Origin of the sequence: Paenibacillus sp. KS-LC4 (assembly GCF_036894955.1) — a bacterium.
In the GTDB taxonomy this organism is placed as follows: domain Bacteria; phylum Bacillota; class Bacilli; order Paenibacillales; family Paenibacillaceae; genus Pristimantibacillus.
The window spans coordinates 906,468-930,528 of sequence record NZ_CP145905.1; the positions used below are offsets into that span (position 1 = coordinate 906,468).

20 protein-coding genes are annotated in these 24,061 nt (G+C 50.4%); 15 read left to right on the forward strand and 5 right to left on the reverse strand.

From position 1 onward, the window contains the following. The first annotated feature begins 2 nt into the window (after positions 1–2). Positions 3–713: a DUF421 domain-containing protein gene (locus tag V5J77_RS03870; RefSeq protein WP_338554481.1), complete on the forward strand. Its 711-nt coding sequence runs from the start codon at positions 3–5 to the stop codon at positions 711–713. 100 nt (positions 714–813) lie between these two features. On the opposite strand, the gene acnA is transcribed toward V5J77_RS03870, so the two are convergent. Then, on the reverse strand, positions 814–3,525 hold the full coding sequence (acnA, locus tag V5J77_RS03875; protein WP_338554482.1) for an aconitate hydratase AcnA: 2,712 nt from the start codon (positions 3,523–3,525) through the stop codon (positions 814–816). 382 nt (positions 3,526–3,907) lie between these two features. Here acnA and V5J77_RS03880 point away from each other — a divergent pair, with 382 nt between their 5' ends. The 6 genes from V5J77_RS03880 to V5J77_RS03905 all read left to right on the forward strand — a co-directional run bounded on the left by V5J77_RS03880 (position 3,908) and on the right by V5J77_RS03905 (position 9,670). Beyond that, a complete protein-coding gene (locus V5J77_RS03880) occupies positions 3,908–5,194 on the forward strand; it encodes an amidase domain-containing protein (protein ID WP_338554483.1) in 1,287 nt (428 codons plus the stop codon). Between the two features lie 33 nt (positions 5,195–5,227). Continuing rightward, complete coding sequence (locus V5J77_RS03885; protein ID WP_338554484.1) at positions 5,228–6,340, forward strand: D-alanine--D-alanine ligase; 1,113 nt, start codon at positions 5,228–5,230, stop codon at positions 6,338–6,340. A 41-nt stretch (positions 6,341–6,381) separates the two neighbouring features. Next, positions 6,382–6,699, forward strand: a complete 318-nt coding sequence (locus V5J77_RS03890; protein ID WP_046232147.1) for a hypothetical protein — start codon at positions 6,382–6,384, stop codon at positions 6,697–6,699. A 3-nt stretch (positions 6,700–6,702) separates the two neighbouring features. After that, positions 6,703–7,767, forward strand: a complete 1,065-nt coding sequence (gene uvsE, locus V5J77_RS03895) for a UV DNA damage repair endonuclease UvsE (RefSeq protein ID WP_338554485.1) — start codon at positions 6,703–6,705, stop codon at positions 7,765–7,767. A 94-nt stretch (positions 7,768–7,861) separates the two neighbouring features. Further along, entirely contained in the window at positions 7,862–8,710 is an 849-nt protein-coding gene (locus V5J77_RS03900) for a sulfite exporter TauE/SafE family protein (RefSeq protein ID WP_338554486.1), read from the forward strand. A 105-nt stretch (positions 8,711–8,815) separates the two neighbouring features. Continuing rightward, positions 8,816–9,670, forward strand: a complete 855-nt coding sequence (locus V5J77_RS03905; protein WP_338554487.1) for an inositol monophosphatase family protein — start codon at positions 8,816–8,818, stop codon at positions 9,668–9,670. 174 nt (positions 9,671–9,844) lie between these two features. Here V5J77_RS03905 and V5J77_RS03910 read toward each other — a convergent pair whose 3' ends face one another. From V5J77_RS03910 to V5J77_RS03925, 4 genes are all read right to left on the reverse strand, one after another. Beyond that, a complete protein-coding gene (locus V5J77_RS03910) occupies positions 9,845–10,237 on the reverse strand; it encodes an Rpn family recombination-promoting nuclease/putative transposase (protein ID WP_338554488.1) in 393 nt (130 codons plus the stop codon). 34 nt (positions 10,238–10,271) lie between these two features. Continuing rightward, a complete protein-coding gene (coaA, locus tag V5J77_RS03915; RefSeq protein ID WP_338554489.1) occupies positions 10,272–11,183 on the reverse strand; it encodes a type I pantothenate kinase in 912 nt (303 codons plus the stop codon). A 44-nt stretch (positions 11,184–11,227) separates the two neighbouring features. After that, on the reverse strand, positions 11,228–12,538 hold the full coding sequence (locus V5J77_RS03920; RefSeq protein ID WP_338554490.1) for a glutamate-1-semialdehyde 2,1-aminomutase: 1,311 nt from the start codon (positions 12,536–12,538) through the stop codon (positions 11,228–11,230). 157 nt (positions 12,539–12,695) lie between these two features. Then, positions 12,696–13,757 carry an LCP family protein gene (locus V5J77_RS03925; protein WP_338554491.1) on the reverse strand — a complete coding sequence of 354 codons (1,062 nt, stop codon included), beginning with the start codon at positions 13,755–13,757 and terminating at the stop codon, positions 12,696–12,698. Between the two features lie 289 nt (positions 13,758–14,046). Here V5J77_RS03925 and V5J77_RS03930 point away from each other — a divergent pair, with 289 nt between their 5' ends. From V5J77_RS03930 to V5J77_RS03965, 8 genes are all read left to right on the forward strand, one after another. Continuing rightward, positions 14,047–15,093 carry an ABC transporter ATP-binding protein gene (locus tag V5J77_RS03930; protein WP_338554492.1) on the forward strand — a complete coding sequence of 349 codons (1,047 nt, stop codon included), beginning with the start codon at positions 14,047–14,049 and terminating at the stop codon, positions 15,091–15,093. After that, a complete protein-coding gene (locus V5J77_RS03935) occupies positions 15,090–15,884 on the forward strand; it encodes an ABC-2 family transporter protein (RefSeq protein ID WP_338554493.1) in 795 nt (264 codons plus the stop codon). The genes V5J77_RS03930 and V5J77_RS03935 overlap by 4 nt, the downstream gene beginning before the upstream one ends. A gap of 7 nt (positions 15,885–15,891) precedes the next feature. Further along, positions 15,892–16,683, forward strand: a complete 792-nt coding sequence (locus tag V5J77_RS03940) for an ABC-2 family transporter protein (RefSeq protein ID WP_338554494.1) — start codon at positions 15,892–15,894, stop codon at positions 16,681–16,683. A 157-nt stretch (positions 16,684–16,840) separates the two neighbouring features. Then, positions 16,841–17,308, forward strand: a complete 468-nt coding sequence (gene bcp / locus V5J77_RS03945; RefSeq protein WP_338554495.1) for a thioredoxin-dependent thiol peroxidase — start codon at positions 16,841–16,843, stop codon at positions 17,306–17,308. Positions 17,309–17,517: 209 nt separating this feature from the next. Next, positions 17,518–18,987 (forward strand): serine hydrolase, encoded by a 1,470-nt coding sequence (locus V5J77_RS03950; RefSeq protein WP_338554496.1) that lies wholly within the window; start codon positions 17,518–17,520, stop codon positions 18,985–18,987. A gap of 361 nt (positions 18,988–19,348) precedes the next feature. After that, the gene (locus tag V5J77_RS03955) at positions 19,349–20,449 is read left to right on the forward strand and encodes an AAA family ATPase (protein ID WP_338556536.1); all 1,101 of its coding nucleotides are present in this window, start codon (positions 19,349–19,351) and stop codon (positions 20,447–20,449) included. Next, entirely contained in the window at positions 20,437–22,821 is a 2,385-nt protein-coding gene (locus V5J77_RS03960; protein WP_338554497.1) for a DUF5682 family protein, read from the forward strand. Before V5J77_RS03955 ends, V5J77_RS03960 begins: the two co-directional genes overlap by 13 nt. Next, positions 22,818–24,047, forward strand: coding sequence for a VWA domain-containing protein (locus tag V5J77_RS03965; RefSeq protein WP_338554498.1), 1,230 nt, complete (start codon positions 22,818–22,820; stop codon positions 24,045–24,047). Before V5J77_RS03960 ends, V5J77_RS03965 begins: the two co-directional genes overlap by 4 nt. Positions 24,048–24,061: the final 14 nt, after the last annotated feature.

Here is a 24,061-nt window from a genome sequence, read left to right on the forward strand (position 1 = left end):
AAATGACGTATGTGGAAATTTTGATCCGAACCATTGTTGCAGTGGGACTGCTGCTGCTCATTCCCCGCATTCTAGGCAAGCAGACTCTTTCTAATATGACGTTTAACGATTTTGTAACGAGTATTACGCTGGGCTCCCTAGCAGCGAACTTGGCGTTTAATGCCACCTTGAAGCCCTCCTACATCGTGCTGTCTCTGGTTGTGATAACAACTATGTCCTTCCTGCTTTCTCTGCTCGCTCTCAAAAGCCGAAAAATGCGCAGCTGGATCTCAGGCTCGCCCACTGTACTGATAGAAAACGGTAAAGTTATGGAAGCCAACATGAAGAAAATTCGCTATACGCTGGATTCGCTGAATCAAGCGCTAAGGGAAAGAGGCGTTTTTAATATTGAAGAGGTGGATTATGCCTTGCTCGAAGATAATGGAAGAATTTCTATTCTGAAAAAGGATGCGTACCGGCTTGTCACGAAGCAGGATATGGGGCTGCCGCAGCAAGCGCAGGCTTTTCCTGTAGAGCTAATTATGGACGGCGCGGTGATGGAAGATAATTTGAAGCTGCATGGGTTGACCCGGGAGTGGCTTGAGAAGATGCTGAGGCAGAAGCATGGGGGGAAAGCGCTGGTTGACGTGTTCTATGCGGTAAGGGGAACACAGCAGCAGTTGGTTTTCGATTTTTACAACGATGGTATTGAGCAGCCGCTGGATCAGGAGTAGCGAAGTGATAGGTGCAGACAGCGAATAGGGGAGTCCGAAAAACAAAAAGCAGCGAATCTCCTATCATTGGAGAATCGCTGCTTTTTTGAATTGCTGCTTATTACATATTAGCAATCATTTGACGAAGCACGGTTTGCAAAATACCGCCATTACGGTAGTAGTCTACATCAACCATGGAGTCCAGACGAACGATCGCTTGGAAGTCGAAGGCTGTACCGTCTTCGCGAGTTGCCGTTACAGTAACCGTCTCGCCCGCTGTTACATCATTGGACAGTCCAGTAATATCGAACGTTTCACGACCTGTAATGCCAAGGGATTTCCAGCTGTGGCCTTCTTGGAATTGCAGTGGCAATACGCCCATGCCTACGAGGTTGGAGCGGTGAATACGCTCGAAGCTTTCAGCAATTACGGCTTTTACGCCGAGTAGGAATGTACCTTTAGCTGCCCAGTCACGGGAGCTGCCTGTACCGTATTCTTTACCAGCGATAACGACAAGGTTTTTGCCGGATTTTTGATACTTCATGGAAGCATCGTAGATCGACATAACTTCGTCATTCGGCAGGTAAGTCGTTACGCCGCCCTCAGTGCCCGGAGCCACTTGGTTACGGATACGAATGTTGGCGAATGTACCGCGCATCATGACTTCGTGGTTACCGCGACGTGAGCCGTACGAGTTGAAATCTTCTCTTTTTACGCCATTTTCGATCAAATATTCGCCGCCTGGGCTATCTGCTTTAATGTTGCCGGCAGGGGAGATATGGTCAGTTGTAACCGAGTCGCCCATAAGTGCAAGTACATTTGCAGATTTGATGTCAGCAATGTCGTTAAGCTCCGTACCAAGGTTCTCAAAGAACGGCGGGTTTTGGATGTAAGTGGATTTTGGATCCCACTCGTAGCTTTCGCCTTCTGGTACGTCGATTGCGTTCCAACGCTCATTTTGCGTAAATACATTTTCATATTTATCACGGAACATTTGCGGATTAAGGGCAGCCGCAGTTGCTTCCTGAATTTCTTGCGATGTTGGCCAAATATCCTTCAAGTAAATCGGGTTGTTGTCTTTGTCATAGCCGATTGCATCTTTGGATAGGTCGATGTTGACCGTTCCTGCAAGCGCATAGGCAACAACAAGCGGAGGCGAAGCCAAGTAGTTCGCTTTCACCTGAGCATGAACACGACCTTCAAAGTTACGGTTACCCGACAATACAGCTGCTACCGTCATGTCGTTGTCAGCAATAGCTTGGCCTACTTCATCAGGAAGCGGGCCGGAATTGCCGATACAAGTCGCGCAGCCATAACCTGCAACGTGGAAGCCAAGTGCTTCAAGCGGCTCCAGCAGGTTCGCTTTCTTCAAATATTCCGTAACGACGAGCGAGCCCGGCGTCAGGGAGCTTTTCACATAAGCAGGCTTAGTCAGTCCGAGAGCTACTGCTTTCTTCGCTACAAGGCCTGCGCCCAGCATAACGCTTGGGTTGGAGGTGTTCGTACAGCTTGTGATAGCTGCGATAACTACCGCGCCAGTGCCCATTTTCGAAGCTTCGCCGTTCGGATGTTTCACATCAACAAGCTGCTCGATCTTCTCATCCGTCATGCCGTATCCGCCTTTATCAATCGGCGTGCGGATGATGTTGTTAAACTCTTCTTTCATTGCTGTCAGCTCAACGCGGTCTTGAGGACGCTTAGGACCAGCAAGGGAAGGAACAACAGTCGACATATCAAGCTCGATCACATCGGAGAAGACAGGATCTGGCGTCTCGTCCGTGCGGAACATATCCTGTGCTTTATAGTAAGCTTCAACCAGAGCGATCTGCTCTTCAGTACGGCCAGTTGCACGCATGAAGTTAAGCGTCTCGCTGTCGACTGGGAAGAAGCCAACAGTTGCGCCGTACTCAGGAGCCATGTTGGCAACTGTTGCACGGTCAGCAAGGCTGATGTTGGATAGACCTGGACCGAAATACTCAACGAATTTGCCGACAACGCCTTTTTTACGAAGAATTTGCGTAACAGTCAGGGCAAGGTCAGTCGCCGTAGCACCTTCTGCCAAGCTGCCAGTCAATTTGAAGCCGATAACTTCAGGTGTTACAAAATAAAGCGGTTGGCCCAGCATGCCCGCTTCAGCCTCGATACCGCCAACGCCCCAGCCGACTACGCCAAGACCGTTGATCATTGTTGTATGGGAATCTGTACCTACGAGGGAATCCGGGAAAACAACCGTCTCGCCATCGACGACTTTTGTAGCAGCTACAGATGCAAGATACTCAAGGTTAACTTGGTGAACGATACCTGTTCCCGGCGGTACAGCGCGGAAGTTATCGAATGCCGTTTGTGCCCAGCGCAGGAAGCGGTAACGCTCCTCATTACGCTCAAATTCTACCTTCGTGTTGTATTCAAGCGCGTCTGCGTTGCCGAATGCGTCAACCATGATCGAGTGGTCGATTACGAGGTCAACCGGAACGAGCGGATTGATTTTTTTAGGGTCGCCGCCTGCACGTTTAACGGTGTCACGCATAGCTGCCAAATCGACTACAACGGGAACGCCAGTGAAATCCTGCAAAACGATTCGAGCAGGAATAAATGGAATTTCTTTGTCCTCGCGTCCATCTGCCCATGATGTCAGTTGTTTGACATGCTCAGGCGTAATCGCACGGCCGTCAAATTGACGAACAGCAGCCTCAAGCAATACTTTGATGGAGAAAGGCAGCTTGGAAATTTTTCCAAGACCTTGCTCTTCCAGGCCGGACAAACGGTAATACGCAAAGGATTTGCCGTTTACGTCAAGCGAGGTGCGAACGGAGTAATGATTTTGTTGAGACATGGTTCAAGTTCCTCCTTAGATGGCTTTACTTTTGATAAAGAAAAGGAAACATTTTTAGAGTGTGTTTCGCTCTGTGAAACACGATTTCAAATTCGCTATACGTCTAGTATATCGCTAAATAGGGGCTCTCGTAAAGTCCAATTGTACCCGCTTTCGCGAATATTGGCGCCCAGTTTAGGCATTTAGGCTGATGGACGAATGTAACATCTATCGGCATCGCTTGTTTTATCCTAATAATGGATTATTATGCGAGCTTTTGACAGAGCCTCATGTTTGGCGAGATGTGAACATATAAATAAAAGGATTAGGCGCTCCGCACCCTTGCCTGGCGTCTGGCGCAGCACGTGCGGATTAAAAGCTTGCTATTTAGGAGGGAAAGCCGATGTCTTTGCGATCAGACAAAAAAATGGCAAGCCGCCGTGCAGGCAAGCAAGAGCGGCAGCCGCTGCTGAATCTGTCCGCCTCTCAGAAGCGGCCCGTGCAGCAGAACGCTCAAGCAGAAACGACGAGTGGCGGAGCGAAGCAGCACAAGCGGCAGAAGCTGGAGCCAGCCGCCGCAGAGCAATCCCGAATAGCTGCGTCCTCCATGACCTCGCTCATGCGTTCAGGCGATTTTCCGATACCTTCAGGAGAGGAAGCCCGGGGCTGGAAGCCTGCCGTGCATCAGTATGTAAGCCTGTATAATCAGGCGGAAACCGAGCAGCATGCGGCAGCGGTAGACGGCTTCGTCGCAGACAAGGAGCATTGCGGCAGGCTCCGCGGACGACTGAATCGGCTGCGCGAGCGGGATTTGCTGCGCGGCGTCTTGCCCTCGCGCAGCGAAACGAAGGCGGAGCTTGTCAGGGTGCAGGAGTCTGGAGCCGAAGCTTCCGTGCTCATTCGGCTGCATATTAAGCGGCAGATTGAGCATAGAGGTATGCGTTATATTGAAGAACGGAAAGAAGAGGAGCGGCTATGGCTGGCCGCTGCTGGCGAACGCTGGCATATCGTTCGCATTGAGCCGATCATTGCGGAGCGGCGGCCGCGCTTCGAGCTTTCTTTTCAGGATCAGCAACTGGATGGAGGGGAAGAGCAGCAGCTAGAAGAGGAGAAATTCCGGCTTCGCTCCGTGCCCTACTTAAATTATGACCTGTTTGCGGCCTTTCAACCCCAAGCTGTCCGTGCGCTGTATCGGCGCGATTTGGCCGCCGCTTACGCTGACCGTTGGTGGAATGAACCAAACCCTGCATATGAGGAGTTCGAGGTCAACTGTACGAACTACATCTCCCAGTCGGTCTTTGCAGGCAATGCCCCGATGAATTATACTGGTAACAGGGGAAGCGGCTGGTGGTATAGAGGCCGTAACGGAGGCAGGGAATGGTGGAGCTACAGCTGGTCGGTGTCAAATGCGCTGACGAACTATTTATCCACTCCCCGGCAGTCAGGTCTTCGGGCCAGAGTCGTTGACTCGGCTGAAGAGCTCCAGCTTGGAGATGTCATCACTTATGATTGGAACGGCGACAACCGTTTTCAGCACAGCACAATCGTAACAGCTTTCGATGCAGCGGGTATGCCGCTTGTTAATGCGAATACTGTGCCTAGCCGTCATCGCTACTGGGACTACCGCGATTCTTATGCCTGGACGGAACAGACCAGGTACCGTTTTTTTCATATTGAGGATCAATTATAAGTTATTATTTATTATTTTACCGGAGGATATGCGATGGGGACGAAAGTAAACGTAGCACTTGTATACGGAGGAAAATCAGGCGAGCATGAAGTTTCGCTGCAAACTGCATTCGCAGTAATGGGAGAATTTGATTACGATAAATACGCAATTACCCCCTTCTATATTACAAAGCAGGGCGAGTGGAGAGTTGGCGGCAAGCTTGTAAGCAAGCCGCAAACCGCCAGCGAGCTTCGCCTTGCAGCAGGCGCTTCCGGAGCGGGCTTCCCGCTTGCTCCGCTGTTTGCCGGCTTAGATGCATCAGCTACAGCGGCAGCTGGAGCAACGGCTATTGATGTTGTATTCCCGCTGCTGCATGGCACTTTTGGCGAGGATGGCACGATTCAGGGCTTGTTCGAAATGGCAAACATTCCGTATGTTGGCGCAGGCGTACTGGCTTCAGCGGTAGGCATGGACAAGGTGACGATGAAAAAGGTATTTGCGCAGGAAGGGCTGCCGCAATGCGTGTTCCGTTACTTCAATCGTACGCAGTGGGAGAAGGATGCTGCCTTTTTTGTAATGGAATGTGAAGTAGCCCTTGGATACCCATGCTTTGTTAAGCCGGCTAATCTGGGCTCCAGCGTCGGCATTTCCAAGGCGCGCAACCGCGAGGAGCTGATGGAAGCCGTCAATTATGCCTTCAAGTATGACCGTAAAGTAATCGTTGAGGAATTTGTCGATGCGAGAGAAATTGAGGTTGCAGTGCTTGGAAATGACGAGCCTAAAGCTTCTGTACCAGGCGAGATCATTGCTTCTAATGAATTTTACGACTATAAGGCCAAGTATGTAGATGGCAAATCGGTCATGCAAATTCCAGCAGAGCTTTCGGCGGAAATTTCAGAGACAGTTAGGGATATGGCGATTCGCGCCTTTTTGTCCATTGATGGAGCAGGCCTTTCCCGCGTAGATTTCTTCATGCGCAAGTCGGATGGTCAGCTGTTTATTAATGAGGTTAATACGCTGCCAGGCTTTACGCCTTTCAGCATGTACCCGCTTATGTGGAAAGAAACGGGCATGCCTTACCGCGAGCTGCTGGATAAGTTGATTGAGCTGGCCCTAAGAAGGCATAGCGAGAAGCAAAAAATCAATTTTGGAGCAAGTGAAGCGTAACTGAGGCTTAGGGGAATAACTTGAGAGAAAGGAGGGTAATCATGGGATTTTCAACCGAATTTAATTCTGTATGCAAATTCAAGTCGGAGCAGGAGCTTCATGAATTGCTTGAATACGGCAAGGGCAAGATGGTAAAGAGCGGATTTCGCGTATATCCTACGGGCCAGAAGGTCATTGCGTATACGACGAACAATGAGGCCATTGCCATAGTCCGCATCCTCGCTTCGATCGCAGAGATTAATTTTCAAGGCGAAGAAGTGACCGAAGTGGAGATGGAGCTTGTGAGAAAGCTGACAGAAGAAGAGGCTAAAGTGCAGACTGCACTCGCTTACGAAATGTTTTTTGGCGAGCGTGAATAGCAAATGCTGGTAAGGTTCGGGTTTGTAGCCATGAGCATGCTGCTGGAAAACGCTTCGCCTTCGCGAACGATGACGTTTGCAAATTTTACGAAGCTTGCCGACCGCGAAGCGGCTTTGCGCAAGCTTGAACGGATTGCTGAGGACAATTTGCGCAGTACACTGCGGATGCTGAAGCATGCCAAGGCGAGCGATATTCAGATGTATCGTTTCTCCTCCAAGCTGATCCCGCTGGCAACCCATCAGGGTTTAGCTGATTGGGATGCTTATCCGCCCCTGCGTGAAGCTTTTCGTGATATTGGTGATTTTGTTCGGAAAAATCGGATGAGGGTTTCGTTTCACCCTGACCATTTTTGCGTATTTAGTACCCCGCGGGCTGAGGTGCTGGAAAGCTCTATACGGGACATGGAATATCATGTTCGTATGCTGGAGGAAATGGGACTGCCGGAGTCAGTCAAGTGCAACATACATATTGGCGGTGCCTATGGCGATAAGATGGTCGCAGGAGCACGCTTTATCCGGCAGTTTCAGGCACTCCCTGAGCGCTATCGACATCGCGTTACGCTAGAGAACGACGATAAGACGTTCAATGCGGTCGAGACGCTGGAGGCGGCTCAGGCTGTGCAAGTGCCGATGGTGCTTGACGTGCATCACCATCAGGTGAATGATGGCGGTGTTTCCTTGGACAAGCTGTGCAGCAGCCTGTGGCCGCAAATCGCCGAGACGTGGCTGCTTGAGGAGCAGCGGCTGAATAGCGAAGCGGCTGCTGCGGCAAATACGGCAGCAGGTAAGGGCGATGCGGACGAAATTAGCCTGCCGCCGAAAATCCATTTTTCCAGTCCGAAGGAAGGGCCTAATCCACGCAGTCATGCTGATTATTTGAATGCGGACGATTTGCTGCTGTTTTTGCGGAAGGTGGCGGCGGTGACGCCGCAGCTTGACTGCATGCTCGAAGCGAAGCTCAAGGATAAGGCGCTGCTGGCGCTCATGGATGACTTCCGCATGCTGGCGGATAGGGGCGAAGGTGTTCGGATCGTGGACGAAGGCAGTATTGAAGTAACCGAGCTATAGGCTTTACACAAGCATGCAGCACCGTCAGCTAACGTTGGCGGTGCTCTTCTACTAGGAATGAAAAGTGACGGTGTAGGGGAACATGTAACGCATCATGATTGAACAGAAGGCGGTGACAACAGTGTTTGAATGGATTGCACTCGTATTATTAGGGATGGCAGCGGCGATGTTCGGAAGCATCGTCGGTCTGGGCGGTGGTATTATTATCGTGCCAGCCCTAATGTATTTGGGGCCATCACTTATAGGCGCTCCAATCGACCATGGGACAGCGGTTGGCACCTCGCTTACGATGCTCATTGTAACAGCGCTTGCCTCGACGCTATCCTACGCAAAGCGCAAAATCGTCGATTATCGCAGCGCCTGGCTGCTGTTCACGACAAGCGGTCCGGCTGCAATGCTTGGAGCGGCTATGACAGGGCTTTTGAAAGGCGCCGCTTTTAATTTGTCCTTTGGCATTTTTATGCTGCTTATATCCGCATTATTGATCGTGCGAAATTATTTGAAACCGGTTGCGCGGGAGTGGCCGGTGCAGAGGACGATGATGGATGCAGCTGGCGAGCAGCATACGTATGGCTATGCGATTTGGCCGATGCTTGTTATCGGGCTTGGTGTGGGCATCATTTCCGGATTGTTTGGCATCGGCGGGGGCTCCTTGTTCGTTCCGCTAATGGTGCTGCTGTTCCGTTTTCCGCCGCATGCGGCAACCGCTACGTCGATGTTAGTCATTTTTTTATCGTCCATATTAGGCAGTGCCACGCATGTGTGGCTGGGGGAGATCAACTGGTGGATTTTACTTGCACTTATTCCGGGCGCTTGGGTTGGCGGGAGGCTGGGGGCATATATCGCGGGCAGGATGAGCGGCAATGGGCTGCTATGGCTGCTGCGGATTACCCTGCTCATTCTGGCCTGCCAATTGGTCTATGAAGGCATTAGGCAGCTGTAGTTTTTTTGAGCTCTAGCAAAAAGACAGGAACGCATATTGATTTATAAGCGTAATAATAGATAATGTTAATAGTTAAACTTATTAAAGAGAGTTGGGTGATGCACCGTGAGTGATCAGCGTGAACCTTTAGTTGTAAGCGGCAAAAGCTTCACTGCGGTTGCGATCAATTGCGCGGCCAAAGCGGGCGAATGGATCAAGACAAAACTAGGAAATTATAATAGACTGGATACGAAATTTTCTTCGCATGATTTAGTAACAGAAGTAGATAAGGGCTCGGAGCAGCTTATTAAAAAGCTGGTTCTGACTCATTTTCCTCATCATTCTTTTTTGGGGGAAGAGGGGGTCGAGCCTGGACCTGAGGCTTCAGCACAGGCACTCGCGGACAAGAGCGAGGCGGAATATTTATGGATTGTCGATCCGATTGATGGAACAACGAACTTCGTTCATGGTTTTCCTTTTTTTGTCGTATCTATTGCGCTTGCTTATAAAGGTGAAGTTATTGTTGGGGTTGTATATGACCCGATGAGGGACGAGCTATTCCTTGCTGAGAAGGGGAAGGGCGCCTATGTATCCGGCAAGCGGATGCAGGTGTCGAAGGAAGAAACACTCAGCAGCAGCTTGATCGCCACGGGCTTCCCGGCAGATCATCTTTATGCGCTGCCGCTGAATTTGAAAGGCATTCAGGCGCTTGCGCCGCAGGTGCGCAATCTACGCTCGTCAGGCTCGGCTGCGCTTCATATGGCTTATGTAGCAGCAGGGCGCCTTACAGGCTTCTGGGAAATTGGGCTGAATAGCTGGGATTTGGCAGCAGGCTCGCTGCTTGTACAGGAGTCGGGCGGCATCGTCACAGATACGCAGGGCAATGGCTACCATCTCGGGGTTCGAAATGTAGCAGCTTCGAATGGGCTGATGCATAAGCCGTTTTTGAAGGCATTGGCAGATGCTGAGGCAGTGGAGTAGCAGGGGATACAATGGACGTGCTTGAGTAGTCGTCAGTTAAATTAATAAGCAGCAAAGAAGCAGCCTACAGCAGGCTGCTTCTTTGCTGTTTATAATGAAACTTTATGCAGTACTGATGGTTTAAGTGGGTTAAGAGATCGTAGGCGAAGTGCATCGAGTGTCCGATTGATCGTATTACCCTTGCTTCTTAAGCGCAACAATTTCAGCTTCTGATAAACCGGAAGCCGCAGCAATAACGGAAATTTCAACGCTGAGTGCTAAAAGCTTCTGGGCAACTTCTAGCGCTTTTTTTCGCTCGCCTTTAAGGACCCCACGTGCTTCTCCACGTACTTCTCCGCGTGCTTCTCCTTCAGCAAGCGCTCCCTCAATCATAGATGCCTCATCATGTAGAAATTTCTGCCTGGCTTCATATAATCTGCGAGCTTCAACATCCTGGCTAAGAAACTCTAGTGTAGTCATCGCCTTTTTTAATTCAGGTTCGTTCATTGTTAGCGCCTCGCAATTGAATTTAAGCGTACCCTTAAGGAATAGCAGCCAATTGACTAGACTGCCATGCTCAACGGGCACTGCACGATCATCCAGCTTTGGAAGCCAAGTTATGCTATTTGCGCAATTGAATTTGCTGAATACGGTGCTGAGCATCCTTTTGCAGGATCAGCATCGCCCGCCGCTTCGTCGGCAAAATATTGTCGTACAAATTGACGGCATTGATTTCCTTCCAGATCGTTGCTGCTGTCTCGACAGCTTCTTCATCCGTAAGGCTGGCATAGCGGTGGAAGTAAGAGTCCTTGTTTTTAAAAGCGGTATGCCGCAGCATGAGGAAGCGTTCGACATACCAGCGCTCGATGAATGTTTCTGGCGCATCGACAAAAATCGAGAAGTCGAAAAAATCGCTTACAAAAGAATGTGCTTCTTTGCTGACCTGCAAAACATTAATCCCTTCGACAATCAGCACATCCGGCTGTTCGACAAGCTGATATTGCCCGGGAATAATATCATAGGTCAAATGAGAATAGATCGGCGCTTTCACATGTGGATTGCCCGATTTTATTTGCCCCATAAAATCCATCAGCATCTTGACCGCATAGCTTTCAGGAAACCCTTTACGCTTCATCAGCCCGCGTTCCTCCAGTACCCGCTTAGGGTAGAGGAAGCCGTCTGTCGTAACGAGATCGACCTTGCGGCCGCTCCCATGCATGGAAAGCAGCCGCTGCAGCAGCCGTGCTGTCGTGCTTTTGCCTACGGCTACGCTGCCTGCTATGCCCAGGACAAACGGTACTTTAGGTGCCTCCATATGGAGAAAAGCAGCTGAAGCCTGCCTTAGCCGCTCAGCAGCTTCGATATGCAGGTTCAGCAGATGGGTAAGCGGCAAATAAATCGCCTCTACCTCCTCAAGCGACACTTGGTCATTGAGGCCCTTCAGTTCACTCAGTTCTTCCTCTGTGAGCGGCAGTGGGGTATGATCACGGAGTGCCGACCAAGCGGCGCGGTCAAATTCCATATATGGGTTCATCAACATGTCCCTTTCTATTACAGAAGGCATTGGGCTGACCTCTCTTAAAGCTTGCTGAAGGCGTGCTCCGCCGCCGCAATGGTCGCATGAATGTCTTCATCGGTATGGGCGATGGTCAGAAACCACGCTTCATATTTGGAGGGAGCCAAATTAATGCCCTGATCGAGCATTAGCTTAAAGAAGCGCCCGAATAGCTCGCCGTCCGTATCCTGCGCTTCATCGTAATTTGTAACGGGATGATTGCAAAAATGGGCCGAAAATGATCCGCGAATTTGATTAATCGTGAACGCAAAGCCATTTTTATGTGCTGCCGCTTTCAGTCCGTCTGCCAGTTGTCTAGCAAGCCGATCCATACGCTCATAAATGCCAGGCGTCTTCAACACTTCGAGACAGGCGATACCTGCGGAGATGGAGGCTGGATTGCCAGCCATCGTTCCCGCCTGATAAGCAGGGCCGAGCGGTGCGACCTGCTCCATAATGCTGCGGCGCCCGCCATAAGCGCCAATCGGCAGCCCGCCGCCGATAATTTTGCCAAGCGCCGTAAGATCCGGCTCAATAGCGGCTTGATCAGGGAAGGCAGCGAACGTTTGCGAGGAGCCGTAATGGAAGCGGAATGCGCTGATGACTTCATCGTAAATGACAAGCGCTCCTGCCTCACGAGTCAGAGCGCATAGCTGCTCCAAATAGCCTTCATGCGGCATGACCATGCCAAAATTACCAACTATTGGCTCGACCATAACGGCAGCCGTCTCGTGACCGAAGCGTTCAAGCGCCTGCTTCAAGGCCGGAATATCGTTGAAAGGCACCGTAATGACCTCTTGGGCGATGCTTATTGGTACGCCAGCGCTGTCTGGTATGCCAAGTGTTGAAGGGCCTGAGCCTGCCGCTACGAGCACTAGATCCGAATGTCCATGGTAGCAGCCGGCGAATTTAATAATTTTGCTGCGTTTCGTAAACGCCCGTGCGACGCGAATGGTCGTCATCACCGCCTCGGTGCCGGAGTTGACGAAGCGCACCTTATCCATAGAGGGAATAGCGTCCTTCAGCATGCGTGCCAAATGAACCTCAAGCTCGGTTGGCGTACCATACAAAACGCCATTTTGCGCGGCGCGAACAATCGCTTCGGTTATATGCGGATGGGCATGTCCAGTAATAATGGGACCGTACGCCGCCAAATAATCAATATAGCGATTGTCGTCGACATCCCAGAAATAGGCGCCCTCGGCACGTTTCATAAATACGGGTGCACCGCCGCCAACTCCTTTGAACGAACGGGAAGGGCTGTTGACGCCGCCTACAATATGCTCAAGCGCATCGGCATATAGCGCCTCGGAGCGTGGTCTTTGAATCGTCATAACGATAATTCCCCCTTGAAAAATAGTGCAGCATCCCGCCTGGAAGGCAAGATTGCCAGCCTAAATATGTAACATCAAAACGTCCTCATTCCGCTTGGAATGAGGACGACGAACATCAATCTCGATCTGCTGTCAAGCAGCTCATTACTCATTTAACTTATGGGGAGGGAGTGACCGTTGCTCCAGCACTGCTGCTGGCCTCGGCGCCGTCAGCACCAGGTGATGCCTCAGGCGAAGCGAGTGTGTCGTCGCTTTCCAGCAGCGTGTCGACATAGGCCTTAAGCTGATCCTCATTGCGTACGCCAAGCACAGAAGCGCCGCCAACCTCTTCATCAGCGATCATATCCATCGGCGGAACCTGTGCGGTTCCAGCGACATGGCTGTCAACGCCAAGCTGTCCGAGCTTGAGCATATCTGTGGTCGTTAAATTCGTTTCAATATAAGGAGAGACGCTCTCCAATATTTCCTTCATTTTGAGAATGTTCCAACCCGATTGCAGCTCCTTGGCAAGAGCCTGCAAAAATTTGCGCTGACGCTCGGTACGTGTGAAGTCGCTCATTGCATCATGGCGGAAGCGTACATATTGCAGCGCTTTGTCGCCATCCAGCAGCTGAACGCCTTTTTTCAAATCAATATCGTAACGGTTGCCGTCGGCATTGTCGGTATAACGCATATCCTTCTCGACATCAATCGTGATGCCGCCCATTGTATCAATTAAAGATTTAAAGCCCTCAAAGTCTGTGTAAACATAATACTGAATATCGAGTCCCAGCAAGTCGCTGACCGTCTTCATTGCCAGCTCAGGCTTGCCAAGCGTGATAGCCGTATTAATCCTTCCCCGTCCATGTCCTTCAATCTTGACATAAGTATCGCGAAGGATCGACAAGAGATGGGCCCTCTTTGTAGTTGGATCTATAGATAGTACAAGCATAGAGTCCGAACGTGGAATTTGTCCTTCATCCATGCCACGTGCATCGCCGCCCAGCAGCAAAATGTTGACGCGTTCCGTTCCTTCCCATTTAGGAGCTTCAAGCCCAGTGTCCTCAAATTGGGAAAATCTTGATTCCTCTTTCGGTTTATTGAAATCTGACGTAGCATTATAAACGCCATAAATCCAGTAACCTGCATAAGCAACGCCAATACCCAGCAGAATAAGGACAATGGTCAGAATCCATTTCCACGTTTTTGATAGCTTAGCTTTCTTCGGCCTTTTTTCCATTATGCTAGTAATGCCCCTTTCAAAATGTCACAGTACCCCGTCTTCCATTCATTCCCCTTGACTGCCATTGTAAAACGTTTCTCTAATAGCATTTACGTGCCCTGCCATCTGCTGTATGATTACATATTGTAAAATTATAATTCGGAAGGACATACGGAAGCAAGTTTTATCAAAATATAGGATAATGAAGTGTGATGACCGTGAATCATCGCTCTTTTTGCAAACGGGGGATTAGCGTAATTTCCCGGGGAATGTCGACCGTATTAACGGAGAGGAGCTAGACGAACCAATGCTGGCAATAGATGTTAAGGATCTGCGCAAGCAGTTTAATGTGCAAAAAAACCGGGAAGGGCTGTCCGGGGCGCTGAAGGACCTGTTTAAACGCGAATATACGGAGGTTACAGCCGTAAAGGATATTTCTTTTCAAATCCCGCAAGGCGAAATCTGTGGCTACATCGGTGAAAATGGCGCAGGCAAATCGACAACCATTAAAATGCTGACGGGCATTTTAGTACCAACGTCCGGCGATTTGCGTGTCAACGGTTACGTTCCCTACAAGGACCGCGAAAAGTTTGTCGCTGAAATCGGAGTCGTCTTCGGACAGCGTTCGCAGCTATGGTGGGATATTGGGGTTATTGAGTCGTTTCAATTGCTGCGTAAAGTGTATCGTGTATCGGAGGCCGATTTTCGCAAGCGGCTGAACAATTTGATTGAGCGGCTTGATCTTGGCGATTTGCTCAACCGTCCTGTCCGCAAGCTGAGCCTTGGTCAGCGGATGCGCTGCGAGCTTGTCGCTTCGCTGCTGCACAATCCGTCGATTTTATTTTTGGATGAGCCGACGATCGGGCTTGATATTATCGTCAAAACCGAAATTCGTGAATTTCTAAAGGATTTGAACCGCGAGGAAGGTACGACGATTTTGCTCACGACCCATGATTTGCAGGATATCGAGGCGCTATGCTCACGTGTCATTATGCTGGATGATGGTCGCATTATTTATGACGGCGGTCTGGAGGACTTGAAAAATCGCTGGAGCAAGGGACGCGAAATTCACTTCGAATTCAGCTCCCAGACGAAGCTGGAGACGCTCCAAGCCTTGACTGGCGAGTTAGATGTAACTTGGAAAATGGACAATGATCTGACGGCAACGATGTGGCTGCCGCATGCAATCAACGTTTCTGATGCACTGTCCAAGGTCGTAGGCGGTGCGGCCATTCAAGATATTAAAATCGTGGAGACGAACACGGATGAGATCGTTCGTGAAATTTACCGCTCCGGCTCGGCTAGCACAGATTCAGAGCAGCAGGCAGCGCTGAAGGAGACGACGGTCTCATGATGGGCGCTTATCTGGATTTTATTCGCATCCGTTTTATTACGATGCTGGCATACCGCGTTAATTATTACAGTGGTATTGTTATTTATGCGATTAACATCGGGGCGTATTATTTTTTGTGGAAGGCGATTTTCGGAGAGCAGCAGGAGCTGGCAGGCTTTACCGTCGCCCAGATGACGACGTATGTCGCAGTATCATGGATGGCGAGGGCATTTTATTTTAACAATCTCGACCGTGAAATTGCCAATGACATTCGGGATGGCAGCGTTGCTACCCAAATGACAAGGCCGTATTCCTATTTGCTCGTAAAAATGATGCAGGGCTTCGGTGAAGGCTTATTCCGCCTGCTCCTGTTTATGATTCCGGGCATGATTATCGTCTGCCTGATTTTTCCCGTTACGCTGCCGACTGATCCGATGACGTGGATGATTTATTTAGTCATGCTGCTGTTCAGCTTTCTCATCAACTCGCAAATCAACATTTTAACAGGGCTGTTTGCCTTCTTCGTTGAAAATAATGAGGGCATGATGCGGATGAAACGCGTAATGGTCGATTTATTTTCCGGCGTTGTCGTGCCGATTGCTTTTTTTCCGGGCTGGCTCGCAGTTGTTATGAAATGGCTGCCGTTTCAAGCCATCACGTATTTGCCAAGCTCTGTATTTACAGGCAGGACGCCGGGCAGTGAAATTGCCGGGGTGTTTGGCCTGCAAGTAGTATGGTTCGTCGTGCTGCTTGTGCCAATTTGGTTCACATGGCGGGCGGCGCGCAAGCGGCTGTTCGTGCAAGGAGGTTAAGGCAGGCATGCTGTACGCACAATTATTTTGGGAATATATTAAAAACTACGCGAAGACGCGGCTGACCTACCGAATGGATTTTTGGATTGAAATTTTGTCCGATATGATGTTCCAGTTCATGAACCTGATCTTCATTCTAATTGTTTTTCGACATACCCCATCGCTTGGCGGCTGGTCGGAGGCAGAGGTCGTGTTCGTCTATGGCTTCTTCATGATTCCATACGGCATTTTCAGCACCTTCTTCAGCATCTGGAATTTCAGTGAGCGGTATATTGTCAAAGGGGAAATGGACCGGATTTTGACGCGTCCGGCACATAATTTGTTTCAGGTGCTGCTCGAAAACGTCGATCCTCCTTCCCTGATTGGCTCCGTCGTCGGCGCAATTATTATGTTCGTATGCTGGGGAGAGCTGGGCTTGCCGTTCCATATCATGGACATTGTGCTGCTGGCGGTATTCGTGATTGGAGCTGTACTGGTGTATGCAGGGATATATACGGCTTTGTCGGCGATATCCTTCTACTCGGATGCTCCGACCGGCATTGTGCCGCTCATATACAATATTCAAAACTACGGGCGTTACCCGGTTAACATTTACAATAAAATGATTCGTTTTGTGCTGACCTGGCTGCTGCCTTTCGCATTCGTCGGTGTCATTCCTGCTTCGTATTTCCTCGAAAAGAAAGCGGATGACCTGTCGCAGCTCGCGCTGCTGACCCCGGTTGTAGGCCTTGTGTTCTTCACGCTCGGCTTGCTGCTTTGGAACCATGGAGTAAAGCGTTATCGCGGTGCGGGCTCATAACGAATAGATGAATACACGCGGCGGGGAGGGATTCCCCGCCGTTTCAATGTATGCTGTGAGTGTCCAATACACCGGGTATGATTTAAAATATAAGCAGCTACAAGTTTCACCCTTATAATTTGCTTACATAGAAAAACGGGAACGGGAGGTTGAACATATGTCTACGATAGAAGTGGGACAAGCGGTGCCGAATTTTAAGCTTCCAGCATCAGATGGGACGCAGGTGAGCCTTAGCAATTATTTAGGCAAAAAGGTTGTGCTTTATTTTTATCCAAAGGATAATACGCCGACCTGCACGGATCAGGCTTGTGATTTTCGCGATGCTTATCCAGGGATGGTTGATCGTGATGCGGTTGTCATTGGCATTAGTCCTGACAGCGTGAAGTCGCATGAGAAGTTTATTGCGAAGAAGGAGCTGCCGTTTCTGCTGCTCGCCGATGAGGAGCATCAGGTGTGCGAGCTGTTCGGTGTGTGGCAGCTTAAGAAGCTGTACGGCAGGGAATATATGGGCGTCGTACGCTCGACCTTTCTAATTGACACTGAGGGCAAGCTAGCGCGCGAATGGCGCAAGGTAAAGGTGAAGGGGCATGTGGAGCAGGTTGTGGAGGCTCTTAAAGAAATTTAAAATATAGCCATATATAACAGTGCTAGAGTCGGTGGCGCGCAGCAGGAGCTTTATCCTGTTTGCGCGCCACTGTTCATTCATAGCGCCGCTACATTTTCCCATTTGCTGCGTCTATAATAGAGGGAGGCTTGTTGAACGGATTGCAGGCTTTGCTAACGTGTAGATTTAAGTGTAAAGGTAAGCGAATGAAAAGAAGGGGTTGGCATGGCATGATTGGCATAAAAGGAAAGAAGATAGCAGGTTGGTTGAGTCGATACACAGTAGCGCGCAGCGCTCTGATCGGCATTACTGCCGTATCGGTGCTTGCTGGTGCTGGAGGCGCAGCGGCAGCCGCTCAGTCAAGTAGCAGGACAGAGCATGTGCAGCCGGCAAGCAGCAAGGCGGTCGCAGTAGTCGTCAATGGCAAGGCTGTGGAATGGAATGTGCAGCCGCTTATCCAAGACGGCACGACGTTCGTTCCGCTTCGTGAGGCGGGCAAGGCTGCCGCAGGCCGTATTGAATGGGATGGGAAGACGCAAACCGCAACCATTAAAGTAAATGGAGACGTCATCGTGCATCAGGCGGGAACGTCCGTGGTCACGGTGGACGGGCTGGCAATGAACATGTCCGCTTCTTCCCTGAATATTAATGGAACGCTCATGCTTCCGCTGCGGTCAGTTACGGATGCGCTCAAAGCCTCGTTGCAGCTGTCGCAGACGAAGGAGCTTCTGACGATTCGGATTCAGACAGATGCGGTAACGAAATATGGCAAAGCGGATGCAGCGGTTGACGATTATTTGAAGGGCGCAGGCTTCTCGGGCATGGCGCTTGTCGCGAAGGACGGCGAGGTGCTGCTTCGCAAAGGCTATGGCTTTTCTGGCACGAATAAATTAAATCGCCCAGACGCCAAGTCGCGTATCGCCTCCATTACAAAATCGTTCACAGCGGCATCCATTATGCAATTGGTCGAGCAAGGGAAGCTTAGCTTAAGCGACCCGGTGTCTAAATACGTGACGGGCATTCCGCGCGGCGATGATATAACGATTCATATGCTGCTATCGCATACGTCAGGGCTTCCATCCGAGTTTACGCGAAGCGGCGACGTCACCATTGAGCAGACGATTGCAGAGCTTCGAACGAAGCAGCTGAAATATGAGCCAGGCACGACTTATTTATATAGCAATAATGGCTACGTGCTGCTGGCCTATGTACTGGAGCAATTGTCTGGGGAAAGCTACGCTGATTACGTAAATGAGCATTTTCTCACTCCGCTGGGCATGAAAAATTCGGGGACGGCTACGCCAGCAACCCCGACCATACAGGGCTATATTTTGCAGAAAAATAACGAATGGGCCGCCGCTCCTTATTATGTGTCACAGTCGGGTACAGGAACGCTGTATTCAACCGTCGATGATTTGCTCAAATGGGATACGGCGCTGCGGGCGGGCAAGGTCGTAAGCGAGCAGTCGCTTGAAGCGATGTATACGCCGCATTCGGATAAAAATTACGGCTACGGCTGGATTGCGATAAACCTGAACGGCGAGAAGGGCGTCTTCCATAATGGCAGCGGCAGCGGCTATGCGACGGGTATGCTGCGTAATTTGGACAGTGGAAGGACGGTTATTTTGCTCGGCAACCATGCGGGCATGGATATGACGAAGCTGCTGCAGCAGGTGCATAAGCTGGCGGCAGAGCAATAATTTTAAGGTTGTGAGGGTCACTGCTTGCTTGAGCATTTCCTGCTCGGCAACGGTGGCTGTTTTATTTCTAGGACTCATATGCGCCAAGCCGCCAAAGGACGTCGATAGCCGTTTCACCATGTACTTGATCGAAAAAGCTTGCCCCTGCGCTAACTCCCCCTCACTGCTTTAATACATATAATCCCAAAAGGTATTTTAATAACAACACCTATTTCTTATCGGAAAATCTAGCCCGAAGGTGCTAAATGAATGGTTCAAAACAACCATTTTTGTCCAATATTTTGAAAGTGCGCTGTTTGCTGTGGTATTATACAAGAAAATAAGAACATATGATCTGTTTTGCGAAAGGGAGACCACAATGATGGATATGATCAAGCCGCCAGCTGAGCTATTATTTGAAGCAGAGCTGCGGGCGCTGCGTGAAGAGGATACAGGAAAACGTCCGCCTGAGTGGCTGCTGTCTCCAGCTTATGTGCGAGACTTTATAATCGGCAGAGAGAAGCCGGCTATTTTAGAGGGCAAGGAAGTGGAGATTACCCGCAAGTTTTACGGAAATGATGTGCTGATCGAACGTGCGGTTGTTACTTTGGCAGGAAACCGCGGGCTTATGCTCGTTGGAGACCCTGGTACAGCTAAGACGATGCTCAGCGAGCTGTTGTCAGCGGCGATATCTGGGACGAGCCTGAATACGATTCAAGGCACCGCCGGAACGACGGAGGATATGATCAAATATTCTTGGAATTATGCGATGCTGCTGGACAAAGGCCCGTCCGAGGCCGCGCTTGTGCCAGCACCTTTATATAACGGAATGAAGCAGGGCATTATGACCCGCTTTGAAGAAATTACCCGCTGCCCAGCGGAAGCGCAGGACAGCTTGATTAGCATTTTGAGCGACAAGGTGATGAGTATTCCTGAGCTGGATGGCGGCGTATTGTTCGCGAAGCCGGGCTTCAACGTCATCGCCACGGCGAATATTCGCGATAAAGGCGTCAACGAAATGAGCGGTGCCTTGAAGCGCCGATTTAACTTCGAGACCATTAAGCCTGTCAGCAGCATGAAGATGGAAGCGAAAATTATTGAAAATGGGGCCCGCAGCCTGCTCCTGCATAGCGGCGTTGATGCCGAAATCGACCTGAATGTGGTTGAGCTGCTGGCGACGACTTTTATGGAGCTGCGCTCTGGCATTACGCGCGAAGGCTTCAAAATCGACACCCCAGCAGCCTCAATGAGCACAGCCGAAGCGGTATCTGTCTATGCTCAAAGCGCCATGACCTCCTATTATTATGAAAATAAAGCGATTTCGCTGGATCGGCTCGTACAAAATATGCTCGGAACGATTGCCAAGGAAAATGAGAAGGACTTGTCCATCCTGAAAACCTATTTCTCCAAGGTCGTCAAGGAACGCTCCAAGGAAGATGCGATATGGAAGGACTATTACGAGGAAAGAAAATGGATTGGATAACGAGCGAGACTGACAAGAAGCTGTCGTCCTTATTTCATCGGCAGGTGTTCAACCTGAGCAGCAGCGCGGTTTATTTTCCGATTCGCCATCATAGTCCGGCATGTTCCTTTCATCTGCTTAAGCTGATTAAACAATATAAGCCGAACATTATTTTAATTGAAGGGCCTGCGAGCGGCACTCCGCTCATTCCGGTGCTTGCCGATGAGGCGACGGAGACGCCTGTCAGCTTGTATTGTACGTATGAGGATGAACAGGGCGGAAGATCTGCTTGCTATTATCCGCTGCTAAGCTATTCCCCCGAGTATGTGGCGATGAAAGAAGCGGCACGTCTTGGCGTGCCTGCGATGTTCATTGATTTGGATTATAGTCCTGAAGCTAGAGCGGAGGCTGAAAAACAGGAGAAGTCGATACAGGATGAAACGCTGCTTGCCAGCTCCGATTTTATTAATCGTTTATGCCGTAAAATGAACTGCCGCAGCTTTGATGAGCTGTGGGAGAAGCTGTTCGAAATCGAAGGACAAGCAGCAACGACAGAAGCTTTTGTGCAAAATGTGTTTACTTACTGCGCGTTATCTCGCATGTGTTATTCGAAGGAGCAACTGCTCGCCTCTGGCGATTTGGCGAGAGAGGCCTATATGAGAGAGCGTATTATGCAGGCTGCGTCTGAGTACGAGCGTGTTCTTGTCATTACAGGGGGATTTCACACGTACGGATTGCTGGAGGCGGCAAGCTTGGACATGCCAGTAAGTGAGAGGCAGCAGGAGAGAAGCGGTGAAGTCATTCATCGACAGCTGTATCCGATGGTCTACACCTTTGAAGAAGCGGATCGCTTGAATGGATATGCGAGCGGGATGCCTTATGTGAATTATTATGAGCTTGTTTGGAATAAGCTCCTGCACAATAAAGCAGAGCCCTATAACCAGACAGCGCTCGCCTTATTATCCGAGCTGATGCGCAAGCTTCGCAAAGGACATGAAGAGGTATCGACGAGCGACGCTATTGAGGCATACAGCATGATTCAAGGGCTCGCAGGGCTGCGCGGCAAAAGAGAAGGCGGAGTTTACGAGCTGCTAGATGCCGCGCTCTCCTCCTTCGTAAAAGGGGAGCGGACGCTGGCAACGGACAAGCCGCTTGAAGAGCTGGGCTTGCTTCTAACTGGTGACAAAATCGGCATTGTCGCTCCTAATTCGTTTACGGTGCCGATTGTGGAGGATTTTAAAAATCGCTGCTCCGCTTCAAGGCTTCACATTAAGACGACAGGCAAGCACAAGAAGGTGCTTGATCTATATGCCAAGGCGGAGCATCGCCAGCTTAGCCAATTGCTGCAATGCGCGAGCTTCCTCGTTCCGGATTTTGCGGTGCGTGAGTCTGGCCCGGATTGGGCTAGCAATCGGCATATGAATTTGGTTCGTGAAACGTGGACCTACGCTTATTCTTCCCGCATTGAGGCGAGATTGATTGAAAATTCGCTATATGGTGGAACCATTAAGGAGGCGGCAGCCCGCAAAATCGGGGAACGGATGCAGGAGCTTCCCGATCATCATAGCGGAGAAATCGCGAATGCGCTGCTACAGGCACTGCTTATGGGCTTGCAGGATACCGCGAGGCGACTATATGAGCAGGTGCAGGCTGCTTTGCGCAAAGACGGTAATTTTTTGTCGTTGTGCCAGACGCTTACGGTGCTCAATCGGTTGCGACAGCATGGCAGACTGCTGGGACTTGCTGCGGACGAACGGCTGCCGCTGCTCGTAGCAGAGGCTTATAACAATGCGGTAGATAAGCTGCCGGGGCTTTCAGCTATCCATGAGGATGAGCATCCAGCCATTATAGAAGGGCTTAAGCTGCTGGCCATGCTGGCGGAATCGTCTGAGGAGCATTTTCAGAATGCTGCATTTAGAGGGCACTTGAGTGAGCTCCTGTCAGATCGAAGACTCTCTCCTCAATTGGAGGGAGTGGTCATAGCGATATTAGCAGGGCTTGGAGACCGTACGCGTGAGGAGATGGTTGAGCGCGCCAGAAGCTACGTGCGGGGAACGCCTGAGCAGGCCAAGCAGACGGCAAAATATTTGCAAGGGATGTTTGCCGTAGCCCGCGATGCTTTTTTATATGATGATCTGCTGCTCGGCGAATTGAACTACTTAATCGAAGAGCTGCCGAGTGAAGATTTTATTGCGATGGTGCCGGAGCTGCGGCTCGCTTTCACCTACTTTACACCAATGGAAACATCGCTTATTGCAGAGCGGGTTGCTGCACTGCATCAAGCAGAGCCGGGAGAGCTGGAGCGTCCGCCTATTGATGAGCAGACGCTCGTGCAAGCCAAGGCGCTGGATGAAGCCATTCGGAAGGAGTTCGCCGCATGGAGGCTGATATGAACAGGCATGATGAACGAAGTAAGCTGGAGCACGACTATGAGCATGAGCATGAGGAAATAGGGCAGGCCTCGCATGCTCTCTCCGCTTCCAGCGGCCGCACGTCAGCCGAGGCTTTAAATCGCTGGCGGCTTATTCTAGGCGAGGCTGCCGAGGAAGGCTTATGCGAAGCTGAAGGCTATTCGGCTGAACATTTTTCATATACGGAAATGGATGAGCTGCTTGCCTATTTGTATGATCGCGAATATGGGGAGGAGCAGGGGTACAGGAAAACAGGCGGGCGGGGAGCCTCCGCGCTTACCGTTCCCAAGTGGCTGCATAAGGTGCGTGAGCTGTTTCCGAAGCAGACGGTGGAGATATTGGAGAAGCAGGCGCTCGACCGTTATGGGCTGACCGAGCTGCTGACAGATAAGAAGCTGCTGCAATCGCTGGAGCCTAATATGAATTTGCTCAAAAACATCCTGCAATTCAAAGGACGGATGAAGGGCGATGTACTAAGAAGTGCTAAGGAGATCGTTCGTGCGGTAGTGGAAGATTTGCGCCAGAAGCTCGAATCACAGGCGAAAGCGAGCATACTCGGCAAGCGCAGCCGCTACGCTAGCAGCTCCGTGAAGTCACTGCGCAATTTGAATGTTAAGAAAACCATCTCAAGAAATTTGAAAAACTATGATCGCAAAAAAAACCGCTTCGTCATCGACCGTCTTTATTTCGACGGCAATGTGCAGCCGCATAACAAGTGGAACATTATTATTGGCGTGGATGAGAGCGGTAGCATGCTGGACTCGGTCATTTACAGCTCGGTTATGGCGAGTATTTTTTATAAGCTGAATGCCCTGCGAACGCACTTATTTATTTTTGATACTCAGGTTGTCGATTTAACGAGCAGGCTGGAGGACCCCGTGGACTTGTTGATGAACGTTCAACTGGGCGGCGGCACGCATATCGCCAAAGCGCTGCGCTATGGTGAGACACTCATTGAAAACCCAGGCAAAACGATTTACATTTTGGTCAGCGATTTGGAGGAGGGCTACCCGATCCAGCATATGTATAAGGCTTGCAAGGATATTTTGGACGCAGGCTGCAAGCTGCTCGTGCTGACCGCACTCGATTTTAACGGGGACTCTGTTTATAACAAGCATGCGGCTCAGACGCTCACCAATATGGGAGCTCATGTCGCGGCGATTACACCAAATGAGCTGGCCGATTGGATCGGCGATATTATAACTTAATTTTTGGGAGGACT

What these genes read in the sequence shown, in the direction of transcription:
- V5J77_RS03880 (WP_338554483.1), top strand. Translation starts at nt 3,908, where the DNA reads ATGTCTTTGCGATCAGACAAAAAAATGGCAAGCCGCCGTGCAGGCAAG.
- V5J77_RS03950 (WP_338554496.1), top strand. Translation starts at nt 17,518, where the DNA reads ATGATTGGCATAAAAGGAAAGAAGATAGCAGGTTGGTTGAGTCGATAC.
- bcp (WP_338554495.1), top strand. Translation starts at nt 16,841, where the DNA reads ATGTCTACGATAGAAGTGGGACAAGCGGTGCCGAATTTTAAGCTTCCA.
- V5J77_RS03870 (WP_338554481.1), top strand. Translation starts at nt 3, where the DNA reads ATGACGTATGTGGAAATTTTGATCCGAACCATTGTTGCAGTGGGACTG.
- V5J77_RS03940 (WP_338554494.1), top strand. Translation starts at nt 15,892, where the DNA reads ATGCTGTACGCACAATTATTTTGGGAATATATTAAAAACTACGCGAAG.
- V5J77_RS03925 (WP_338554491.1), bottom strand. Translation starts at nt 13,757, where the DNA reads ATGGAAAAAAGGCCGAAGAAAGCTAAGCTATCAAAAACGTGGAAATGG.
- V5J77_RS03885 (WP_338554484.1), top strand. Translation starts at nt 5,228, where the DNA reads ATGGGGACGAAAGTAAACGTAGCACTTGTATACGGAGGAAAATCAGGC.
- uvsE (WP_338554485.1), top strand. Translation starts at nt 6,703, where the DNA reads ATGCTGGTAAGGTTCGGGTTTGTAGCCATGAGCATGCTGCTGGAAAAC.
- coaA (WP_338554489.1), bottom strand. Translation starts at nt 11,183, where the DNA reads ATGAACCCATATATGGAATTTGACCGCGCCGCTTGGTCGGCACTCCGT.
- V5J77_RS03900 (WP_338554486.1), top strand. Translation starts at nt 7,862, where the DNA reads ATGATTGAACAGAAGGCGGTGACAACAGTGTTTGAATGGATTGCACTC.
- V5J77_RS03960 (WP_338554497.1), top strand. Translation starts at nt 20,437, where the DNA reads ATGGATTGGATAACGAGCGAGACTGACAAGAAGCTGTCGTCCTTATTT.
- V5J77_RS03955 (WP_338556536.1), top strand. Translation starts at nt 19,349, where the DNA reads ATGGATATGATCAAGCCGCCAGCTGAGCTATTATTTGAAGCAGAGCTG.
- V5J77_RS03920 (WP_338554490.1), bottom strand. Translation starts at nt 12,538, where the DNA reads ATGACGATTCAAAGACCACGCTCCGAGGCGCTATATGCCGATGCGCTT.
- V5J77_RS03935 (WP_338554493.1), top strand. Translation starts at nt 15,090, where the DNA reads ATGATGGGCGCTTATCTGGATTTTATTCGCATCCGTTTTATTACGATG.
- acnA (WP_338554482.1), bottom strand. Translation starts at nt 3,525, where the DNA reads ATGTCTCAACAAAATCATTACTCCGTTCGCACCTCGCTTGACGTAAAC.
- V5J77_RS03930 (WP_338554492.1), top strand. Translation starts at nt 14,047, where the DNA reads ATGCTGGCAATAGATGTTAAGGATCTGCGCAAGCAGTTTAATGTGCAA.
- V5J77_RS03890 (WP_046232147.1), top strand. Translation starts at nt 6,382, where the DNA reads ATGGGATTTTCAACCGAATTTAATTCTGTATGCAAATTCAAGTCGGAG.
- V5J77_RS03965 (WP_338554498.1), top strand. Translation starts at nt 22,818, where the DNA reads ATGAACAGGCATGATGAACGAAGTAAGCTGGAGCACGACTATGAGCAT.